Below are 9,971 nucleotides of genomic sequence, written 5' to 3'. Positions count from 1 at the left end.
GGGGTGGGTCCGGTTGAGGGGGCGTGAGCCGCATGGATGCGGCGACCGAGCCTACAAGGACGTATTTACGGCGTCCCCCTCAACCGGACCCACCCCGCCAACCCTCAGCAAACCAGCTCTTGAACTTGACGTTGCTCTGGCTTGAAGCCGGTGCAGGGCTGCAAGCCCTGCCAGAACACAACCCCTCAGCTCTCGCAGCCGGCGAAGAGGTCGCGGTCGCGTTCGTAAAGTGCCGTCTTCACCTGCATCAGCCCCAGCACCGACGGGAACAGGTTGTCGTGGTCGGTGTACGCCGCCGAACGCTTGCGCAGGCACTGCAGGTCCAGCCCGCGGCTGCGGGCGAAGCCCGGCGAGAACCACATCGTCATCGGTACGCTGGTCTGCTCTGCCGGAGCGATCGCGTACGGTACGCCGTGCAGGAACAGGCCCTTCTCACCCAGCGACTCGCCATGGTCGGACAGGTAGATCATCGCCGTGTCGTAGTCCTGCAGGCCCTGCAGCGTGCCGATCGTCTTGCTCAGGAAGTGGTCGGTGTACAGCACCGCGTTGTCGTAGCTGTTGGTGATCTCCTCGCGCGAGCAGCGGCCGATGTCACGCGTGTCGCAGGTCGGCGTAAAGCGGCGGAAGGCGGCCGGGTAGCGCTCGAAGTACGCCGGGCCATGGTTGCCCAGCTGGTGCAGCACCACCACCCGGTCGCCCGGCTTGGCACGCACCTGCGTGGCCAGATCCTGCAGCAGGATCTCATCCATGCAGCGGCCATCCGCACACAGGCCGGGCGTGGTCGCGTCGGACAGTGACTGGAAATCAAGGCCTTCGCAAACGCCCTTGCAGCCGGACTGGTTGTCACGCCACAGCGGCGTCACGCCCGCGCGGTTCAGCACGTGCAGCAGCGACTGGTGCGCGCGGATCTTCTTCTCGTCGTACTCGTGCCGGCCCCAGGGCGAGTACATGCAGGGCAGCGAGACTTCGGTGCTGGTGCCGCACGAATGCATGTCCGGGAAATTGATCACCGGCGCCTGCGCCAGTTCCGGCGTGGTGTTGCGCCCGCCGTTGAGGCCCCAGTTCTGCGCACGCACGGTTTCGCCCATCACGATCACCAGCAGCCGCGGCTTGCTGGTGGGCGCGCGCGGGGTGGCCTTGGCATCGGTGCCGATCGGCAGTTTCGGCGCGCGCTGCACCGGGTTGTCGCCGCGCAGCGCACGCGGCATGCCCAGCAGCACGTTGGCCGGGGTGGCCAGATAGCGGACTTCGCGCTGGTTGCGCATCAGCGCCGAGACATCCTGGAACGAAATCAGCGCGCCACCCACGGTGGTGACCGTCGCCACCAGCAGGAAGCCCACGCGCCACAGCAGGGTGCGGCCCCAGCTGCGGCGGCGCAGTTCCACCCGCCACAGCAGCACCATCGGCAGCACCGCCAGCAGCAGCACCGGCCAGACCAGCGAGGCCGTCATCAGCTCGCGGCTTTCCTTCGGATCGGTCGCCAGCACGTTGCGCAGCATGTCCGCATCCAGGTAGATGTGGAACTGGCTCATGTAGTGCGCGGCGAAGGCGGTCACCAGCAGCAGCACGCTGGTCACCACCTTGGCATTCCAGCGCCAGACCAGGATGCCCAGCAGCACGCCGTGCGCGCCGAGCAGCAGCAGGAACAGCGACAGCGCGTAGCGCAGGCTGCCGGGATGGCTGGCCATCGCGCTGTGCCAGAACAGGCCGTTGCCGGCCACCGCGAAGAACAGGCTGGTCAGCGCGATCAGCGCTTCGGTGGACAGCTGCGGGCGCCAGCGATGAAGGCTGGCCAGTGCCGGCAGGCGCAGCGAACGTTGGACCGATGCATTCATGCACGTGCCTCCTGGCGGGTCGGACGTTCCAGCGTGCGCCGGGCCAGCAGCCGCTCCGTGATCAGGAACAGGCCCAGCGACAGCAGCCAACACAGCAAGGCCGTGGCAACGTCATGCGAAAGAAAATGGGCGCCACGCAGCTGCTGGCTGATGCCGAACACCAGGCCGCTGCCGAGGCCGATCCACAGCCCGGCCCAGCGCCACGCCGGGCGCCAGAGCAGGGCGAAGAAGTACAGGCACAGCCAGGCGTAGCCGGCGCTGGCATGGCCGGCCGGGAAACAGGCACGCGCAGGCATGCCCTCGGGACGGCTGGCCAGCAGGCCGATGAAGGGCTCGTGGCCGCCATAGCGCAGCAGGTCCCAGGGGCAGTCCATCGGCACCAGCGCCTTGAGCAGCGAGATCAGGCCGGTGCCCAGCGCCATCGCCACCACCACGTACAGCAGCGCCCAGCGCAGGGTGCGGTCGCGGCCGCGACGCCAGTGGTGGAAGCACAGCAGGATCGCCACCAGGGCCGCCGCCGTGCTCAGCCACTTGCCGCCCTTGTGCACGACCGCGCGGGTCAGCCAGGCATCCTGCAGTGCCCAGTGGCCGCCCTCCAGGCGGAACAGGTGGTCGGCCACCCACTCGTCACCCCCAAAGCCCATCAACAGGACGAACAGCGGAACGCCGACGGCCAACGGCAGCAGCAGGTGCGTCAGTGCGAAACGCGATGCCAGCCACGAAGGCGTGAAGGCAGAAGCCGGGACAAGGGGACGAGCGGGCATGCGGGAAGGGGCCATGGCAGGAATCCGCGGCCATGCTCGTCACCTTCATGTCGGAGAAGGGTCGTACATCTGTTCGCGCCGGGTTAATGCCGCCCCGGCGCGAGCCAGCGTTCAGTCTTCTTCTTCCGAAGCACCGGCACGTTCGGCATGGCAGCTGGCGTCCCAGGCACTGCCCGGCAGCAGCTGCCAGCGGTTCCGGTTGGCGATGCCGATGTCGATCACCTGGGCCGGATCCACGCAGGGGCTCATGGCCTTGTCCAGCACCAGCACCCAGCGCTTTTCCGGGGCCTTGGCCAGCCACGGGCCGGCATCGTGCCACTGCTCGGCCCAGGGGCGCTTGAAGCCGAACTCACGCACCGGCCGGTCGGCCTGCAGCAGGTTCTGTTCGCGCCAGGCCACCAGGGCCAGCTCGGCATCCGGTCCGATCCGCTTGCCGACCCGCTGCATCAGCGCAGACGCCGAAGCGTAGGGGTCCAGCGTGGGCATCAGCACCAGCCCGTACAGCATCCACAGCATGCCGTGGGTCAGCAGCACCAGCAGGGCCGCACGACGCACCCGCAGCCAGACCGCCAGCGTGGCCACGGCAATGGCGAAGACCAGCAGGCCATTGCCAAGCACCGGCAGCAGCGAATCGGGCATCGCCCGTCGCGCCAGCTGGGCCTGCACCCAGTGGCTGTCGGTCATCATCATCACGCCCAGCGTGCCGGTGGCCAGCATCAGCACCAGGCTGTAGCCGAACAGGTAGCGGCGCACGCACAGGCGGCGCAGCAGGCCCGGCAGCAGCGGGGCCACGGCCAGGGCCATCGCCGGCAGCATCGGCAGCACGTAGACCTCGCGCTTGCCCGGGCTGGCGCTGAAGAACAGCAGCACCAGCAGCGCCCAGCCCAGCAGCAGCCACTGCCGGCGGTCGCCACGGCGCAGGCGGCGCCACCAGGGCTTGGCCAGCAGCGGCAGCAGCAGGCTGCCGGGCAGCCACAGCGTCAGGATCACCTGCAGGTAGTACCAGACCGGCTGGCGGTGGTGCCAGGCGTTGGCGTAACGGGTGCCGGTCTGCTTGAACAGCAGCTCGTGCGCATACGACTGCAGCGATGCGCTGGGTTCGTGCAGCAGGGCCCAGCCCAGCGGCGCCAGCCACACCGCCGTGCCCAGCAGGAAGGCCGGCAGCAGCCACAGCAGGGTGGCCGGGTGCGGGCCGGACACGGCCTGCCCGCGGCGGCGCTGGTACAGCCACCAGCCGAACCAGGGCAGCACCATCAACAGCGGCAGGAAGCCCACGCCCTTGGTCACGGTGCCCAGGCCAGCGGCGAAGCCGGCCAGCCACAGCGCCGGCAGGTTGCGGCGTTCACTGAGGTGGCGCAGCAGGCCCCACAGGGCCACGGTGGTCATTGCCACCAGCACCATGTCGATCTGTGCGCGCTTGGCCATCAGCCCGAACTGCAGCGTGCAGAACAGCGCCGCCATCGCGTACAGGGAGTGCCGTGGCGACCATAGCCGTCGCGCCAGGTCCGAGACCAGCCACAGGCTGAGCAGGGCCGCCAGCAGCGAGGGCAGCAGGAACGACCACTGCCAGCTGCCGACGACCTGGTGGGCGACGGCCTGCAGCCACATGAACACTGGCGGCTTTTCCGCGTAGAGCTCGCTGCCGCGGTGCGGCAGCAGCCATTCCCCGCTGTCGACCATGGCCCGCGCGGCCAGCACGAAGCGCGGCTCGTCCGGCGGCTGCGGCTGGCGCATGCCGAGGCCGGCGCCCAGCGAGACGATCATCAGCACCCAAAGCAGGGGCAGGAACCAGCGGCGGGGCAGGGCTACGGGCACAGCGGGCTCCGGGAGCAAAACGGCCATTGTCGGAAACAGGGCGTGGGAAAGGCGTCGGAGGCAGGCGCAGGGCGACCGCATTCCGACATGGTCAGCGCTACCATGGTACGAACTTCCGTGGACATTCCGTGCATGCGCCTGTTGGTGATCGAGGACAACCGCCAGTTGGTGGCCAACCTGTTCGACTATTTCGAGTCGCGCGGGCACGTCCTCGACGTGGCCCCCGATGGCATCACCGGCCTGCACCTGGCCGCCAGCCACCCTTACGACGCGGTGATCCTGGACTGGATGCTGCCGCGCATGGAAGGGCCGGAAGTGCTGCGCCGCCTGCGTACGGACCAGGGTTCGGAAGTGCCGGTGATCATGCTGACCGCCCGCGACGAGCTGCCGGACAAGATTGCCGGCTTCCGCGCCGGTGCGGATGACTACCTGACCAAGCCCTTCGCCCTGCCCGAGCTGGAGGTGCGGCTGGAAGCCCTGCTGACGCGCGCGCAGGGGCGCAACCCGCGCAAGCGCCTGCAGGTGGCCGACCTGGTGCTGGACCTGGCGACCCTGGAAGCCCAGCGCGGCGGCCAGGCGCTGCATCTCTACCCGGCCTGCCGCAAGCTGCTGGAAGTGCTGATGCGGGCCAGCCCGGGCGCGGTCACCCGCCAGCAGCTGGAGTTCGCCCTGTGGGGCGACGAGCCGCCGGATGGCGACCTGCTGCGTTCACACGTCTACGAACTGCGCCGCAGCGTGGATGGCCCCTTCAACGACAAGCTGATCCATACCCTGCCGCGCGTCGGCTACCGGTTGGCGGCCAGTGGCAGTGCAGGCAGTGGAAGCGATGAAGAAAGCGCCTAAGCCGGGCCCGCTGTACCGGCGTGTGATCGGCTGGCTGCTGGGCTACCTGGCGCTGATTTCGCTGGCGGTGTTCAGCGTGGGCAACTACGTGCACGAGCATGCCGAGCATGCCGCCTGGCGCGCGCTGCTCAATTCCGAGCTGGACAGCATCGTCGAGCACACCGAGCACGAACCGCAGTACCACTGGCAGGATTCGGACACCCTCAGCCTGTACCGCTTCGACGAAGCGAACATGCCGGAAACCCTGCGCGACCTGCACCCGGGCCTGCATGACGGGGTGATGGTGGGTGAGCGCGAGACGGCGGTGATGGTGCGCGACACCGGCACGATGGGGCGGGTCGCGCTGGCCCTGGACATCTCCGACTTCCACGACCTCGAACAGTTCGCCACGCGCTGGGTGATGCTGGCCGGCATCATCATGGTGTTCGTCACCGTGCTGATGGCCTCGTTCGGCATGGAACGCGTGGTACGCCCGCTGAGCCTGCTGGCCCAGCACATCGGTGCGCTGCGGCCGGGCGAGCAGGGCCAGCGCGTCGACGTCGATCCGCGCGGCAGTTCGGAACTGCACACGATTGCCGACGCGCTCAACGATTACCTGGACCGCAACGAGCAGTTTGTCGAGCGCGAGCGGGTGTTCATCAGTACCGCCAGCCACGAACTGCGCACGCCGATCGCGGTGATCACCGGTGCGGCCGAGCTGGCGCTGGAGCAACCGGGGCTGCCCGAACGCGCGCGCCAGCAGATGCAGCGCGTGCTGCGTACCGCGCAGGGCGTGGAGCAGCTGATCGAGCTGCTGCTGGTGCTGGCCCGCGATCCGGCCCGGCTGGCCGCGCGCGCCGAGCGCATCGCGCTGGACCAGCTGCTGCCGGAGATCGTCGACGACCATCGCCACCTGCTGGGTGACAAGGACCTGAGCATCGGCATCCAGGCCGCACCGGTGGACATCGTCGCGCCGCTGGCCGTGGTGCAGGCCGCGATCGGCAACCTGCTGCGCAATGCCATCGAGAACAGCGGGCGGGGCCACATCGAACTGCGGCTGAGCGCGCAGGCGGTACTGACCCTGCAGGACCCGGGCCATGGCATGGCACCGGAAGAGATCGCCGCCATCCACGCGCGCATGGCCCGTGGCGAACGCGCCGACCGCGGCGGCATCGGCCTGGACCTGATCGCCCGCCTGTGCGAGCACCTGCGCTGGACCCTGCACCTGCAGCCCGTCGAGCCGCGCGGCACCCTGGTCACCCTCGACTTCGGCGCATCGCGTCCCGGCTGACCTACCGCCCTGGTAGATGCCAACCTTGGTTGGCACGTCATCACCCTGGTAGGTGCCAACCTTGGTTGGCACGCTTTCCGTCGACCAAGGTCGACGCCTGCCAGAGCAATTACCGCCCCTTCGGGCGCTCCACGTGCTGGTCGATCAGGATCACGTTGCCGTCGGGATCGGCCAGCTGCAGATACCCCGTGCCCTGTCCGTCCGGATCGGTGCGCGTGGTCAGCTCGATGCCCTGCGCATCCAGCGCCTCCTGCAGCTCGCGCACATCCTGGAACTCGCCCAGCTCCTGCCGGAACTGGTCCCAGCCCGGGTTGAAGGTCAGCAGATTGCCTTCGAACATGCCCTGGAACAGGCCGATGACGATGCCGCCATTGCGCAGCACCAGCCAGTTGCGTGCGGCATCACCGCCGGTCACCACGAAGCCCAGTGCTTCGTAGAACCCGCGCGAGGCCGCCAGATCCTTCACTGACAGGCTGACCGAGAAAGCACCCAGTTGCATGACCTGCTCCGATGGCGGTGTGCCGGTGGCGATGGAACGTCGGGGATGGGGCAATTCTGCGCAGGTCGTGGAGCCGCAGCAAGCAGCGCAGCATGACCCGGCGTGAAGGCGATGTTAACCTCGGGCAGCGCCGCATCCTGCGGCGTTTTTTTTCCGCTCTTTCGATCGACAGAGGATCCCATGCCGACCGAACCCGCTACTGCCCTGATCAGCAACGACATCGTGGGCCTCGGCCTGATTGCCGCCACCCTTGCCCTGATCTTCTGGGCCGCCAGTGGCCCGACCCCGCTGCTGAAGAAGATCTTCGCCTGGGTGCCGGCGCTGCTGCTGTGCTACTTCATCCCCGCCATCTACAACACCGCCGGTGTCATCGATGGCCACAACACCGCGCTGTACAACCCGGTGGCCCGCGACGTGCTGCTGCCGGCCGCGCTGGTCCTGCTGACCCTGTCGATCGACCTGAAGGGCATCGCCAAGCTCGGCCCGAAACTGCTCGTGGTGTTCTGCGCCGGTACCGCCGGCATCGTGCTCGGCGCCATCGTCTCCTTCCAGGTGATGAAGCTGATCCACCCGGAAACGGTGGCCGGTGACACCTGGGCCGGCATGGCCGCGCTGGCCGGCAGCTGGATCGGTGGGGGCGCCAACATGGTGGCCATGCGCGAGGTATTTGGCGTCGATGCCACCACGTTCGGCCAGTTCGCGGTGGTCGACGTGGCCTGTGCCAGCCTGTGGATGGCCATCCTGCTGTTCCTGGCCAACCGTGCGCAGCAGATCGATACCCGCAACGGCGCCGACACCCGCGCCATCGATGAAATGAAGGCGCGCATCAGCGCCTACGACGCACAGAACGCCCGTATTCCCAGCATGACCGACCTGATGATCATCGTCGGCGTGGCGCTGGGCGGCGTCGGCCTGGCCCATGCGATCGCGGCGCCGCTGGCAGGCTGGTTCAAGGCCAACGTCAGCTGGGCCAGCCAGTTCAGCCTGGACAGCCAGTTCGTCTGGGTCATCCTGCTGTCCACCGCGATGGGCCTGGGCCTGAGCTTCACCCGCGCGCGCCGGCTGGAAGCCGCCGGTGCCTCGCGCCTGGGCACGGTCTTCCTGTATTTCCTGATCGCCTGCATCGGCATGCAGATGAATCTGCTGTCGCTTCTGGACCGGCCGTGGCTGTTCCTGCTCGGCGCGATCTGGATGGCAACGCACGTGCTGGTGCTGTGGGTGGTGGCCAAGCTGCTGCGTGCGCCGCTGTTCTTCTTCGCCATCGGCTCGCAGGGCAACATCGGTGCGGCGGCGTCGGCCCCGGTGGTGGCGGCGGCGTTCCATCCTTCGCTGGCGCCGGTGGGCGTGCTGCTGGGCACGGTGGGCTACGCCACCGGTACCGGCCTGGCGTATGTCACCGGCTTGATCCTGAAGTGGATGGCCAACGCCTGATCACGCGGGGCTGCAGCGCCGAGCCCACGCTCGGCGGCTGCAGGGCGTGACGCATGCGCCAGCCGCTGCCGGAACTGTGCGGCGGATAACGGAATGTCGGGCGCGTGCCACGTAGCGTGGCGGCATGCGTCGCGTGGGGAAGCAGGGGGCTCGCGGCGCAGCCTCCGCTGGCGGCTGCCAGCTTTCCCGACAGGTATGTTCATGACGAATCAATGGATGTTTCGTGCATCGGCGCTGCTTGCGCTGATGCTGGGTAGCGCTTCGGTGCTGGCGCAGGGCCCGCTGCAGGCGGGGCCCGGCGATGTGCAGGCGATCACCGATGCCAGTGCGCGCGATGTCGCAGCGCTGATCGCGCAACCGGGCTTCGCCGACGCCGCGCGCTCAGCGCTGCGCGCGGCGCCGGAGCGCGGCGTGGCGCTGCAGCAGGTGATGACGCGGTTCGATCCGCAGGCGCGCACGCTGGCCAGCAGCAGTCTGGCCCGCCAGGACGGCCAGCTGCGGCTGCGCAAGGGCCTGCCGGAGCAGGGGCCGGCGCTGCTGCAGCTGCGTGCCTACGTGCCCGAAGGCACGTCGCTGGATGCCATCGCGCCGCGCCAGCTGTGGGTGGCCAGCCTGCCGCGCGGCAACGACCGCGACTGGACCACGCTGACCGCCTACGACGCACAGGGCCGTGCACATGTTCTGGACGCGAAGCAGGCCCCGGATTTCCCCGTGCTGATCGTCGATGTCGACACCCGCCGCTCGGTGGCCGAGGGCATGGCCCTGGTCAACGCCGGGCTGCGCGCACGGGGCCTGCAGTCGCCCGAGCGCATCAGCATCGCCGCCAATGGTGCCAGCGCTTCATTGGACATCACCCGGCTGGACCGCATCCGCCTGGCCGATGACCAGGAGCCGTGGGCCTTGGGCGCGGCGGAGGTTTTCGCTGTCGTTTCCGGCCTGCAGGTCGACACGGCCGAGCCGGAGATGGTCACGGTCGACATGCCGTACCTGGACTATGACAACACCGATTACACCCCGCAGCAGGCGCTGGTGATCTGGGGCAACTACCGGTTCAACGCGGCCAACGTGCAGTTGTTCGAGGATGACGGCGACACCAACTACCAGGAGCTGCTGGTGGCCCTGACCACGGGCGTTAAGACCGCGCTGGGCGCGTTCGCGCCGGAGTATGCGGTGATCGCCGACATCGCAGGTGCGATCCTCAAGGCGATGCCGACGTCCTGGTTCGCCAACGACATCGATTACCTGGACAGCTTCTACCTGCTGCAGCGTGGGCAGGCGTACACCGATCGCATGGGGGCGGCCAACAACGCGAAGGTCACCCTCACGCCCATCACCCTGGTGGAGTAGGGCAGCAGGGCTTGCAGCCCTGCACCTGCTTGCAAGCCAAGGCAACGGCCAAAGCCAGAGCAACAGCGGGCATTCCGTGGGTTGGCGGGGCACTGTGGGTTTGCGGGGACGCCGTGAACCCATCCATGGGGGCTTGGTCGCCGCATCCATGCGGCTCACACCCCGCA

At 68.5% G+C, this 9,971-nt stretch carries 8 protein-coding genes; 4 read left to right on the top strand and 4 right to left on the bottom strand.

What is annotated here, in order from left to right:
- Positions 1-185 precede the first annotated feature (185 nt).
- The 3 genes from IAE56_RS19290 to IAE56_RS19280 all read right to left on the bottom strand — a co-directional run bounded on the left by IAE56_RS19290 (position 186) and on the right by IAE56_RS19280 (position 4,414).
- On the bottom strand, positions 186-1,835 hold the full coding sequence (locus IAE56_RS19290) for a phosphoethanolamine--lipid A transferase (RefSeq protein ID WP_200753641.1): 1,650 nt from the start codon (positions 1,833-1,835) through the stop codon (positions 186-188).
- Entirely contained in the window at positions 1,832-2,599 is a 768-nt protein-coding gene (locus IAE56_RS19285; protein WP_200753640.1) for a phosphatase PAP2 family protein, read from the bottom strand. Before IAE56_RS19285 ends, IAE56_RS19290 begins: the two co-directional genes overlap by 4 nt.
- 111 nt (positions 2,600-2,710) lie before the next feature.
- Positions 2,711-4,414 carry a glycosyltransferase family 39 protein gene (locus tag IAE56_RS19280; protein ID WP_200753639.1) on the bottom strand — a complete coding sequence of 568 codons (1,704 nt, stop codon included), beginning with the start codon at positions 4,412-4,414 and terminating at the stop codon, positions 2,711-2,713.
- Positions 4,415-4,546: 132 nt separating this feature from the next.
- On the opposite strand from IAE56_RS19280, the gene IAE56_RS19275 reads away from it, so the two are divergent.
- Together IAE56_RS19275 and IAE56_RS19270 are read left to right on the top strand one after the other, a co-directional pair.
- On the top strand, positions 4,547-5,257 hold the full coding sequence (locus IAE56_RS19275; protein ID WP_108769605.1) for a response regulator transcription factor: 711 nt from the start codon (positions 4,547-4,549) through the stop codon (positions 5,255-5,257).
- Positions 5,241-6,527, top strand: coding sequence for a HAMP domain-containing sensor histidine kinase (locus tag IAE56_RS19270; protein ID WP_200753638.1), 1,287 nt, complete (start codon positions 5,241-5,243; stop codon positions 6,525-6,527). The genes IAE56_RS19275 and IAE56_RS19270 overlap by 17 nt, the downstream gene beginning before the upstream one ends.
- Before the next feature lie 109 nt (positions 6,528-6,636).
- On the opposite strand, the gene IAE56_RS19265 is transcribed toward IAE56_RS19270, so the two are convergent.
- Entirely contained in the window at positions 6,637-7,026 is a 390-nt protein-coding gene (locus IAE56_RS19265; protein WP_108769603.1) for a VOC family protein, read from the bottom strand.
- A gap of 180 nt (positions 7,027-7,206) precedes the next feature.
- On the opposite strand from IAE56_RS19265, the gene IAE56_RS19260 reads away from it, so the two are divergent.
- Both IAE56_RS19260 and IAE56_RS19255 read left to right on the top strand, forming a co-directional pair.
- Positions 7,207-8,457 (top strand): DUF819 family protein, encoded by a 1,251-nt coding sequence (locus IAE56_RS19260; RefSeq protein ID WP_200753637.1) that lies wholly within the window; start codon positions 7,207-7,209, stop codon positions 8,455-8,457.
- A gap of 216 nt (positions 8,458-8,673) precedes the next feature.
- Positions 8,674-9,804: a DUF3103 family protein gene (locus IAE56_RS19255; RefSeq protein ID WP_200753636.1), complete on the top strand. Its 1,131-nt coding sequence runs from the start codon at positions 8,674-8,676 to the stop codon at positions 9,802-9,804.
- The last annotated feature ends 167 nt before the right edge of the window (positions 9,805-9,971 follow it).

Source organism: Stenotrophomonas sp. S41, from assembly GCF_016624625.1.
Classification (GTDB): domain Bacteria; phylum Pseudomonadota; class Gammaproteobacteria; order Xanthomonadales; family Xanthomonadaceae; genus Stenotrophomonas.
Note: the sequence above shows the minus strand (reverse complement) of the source record. Positions and strands in the feature narration are given on the sequence as shown.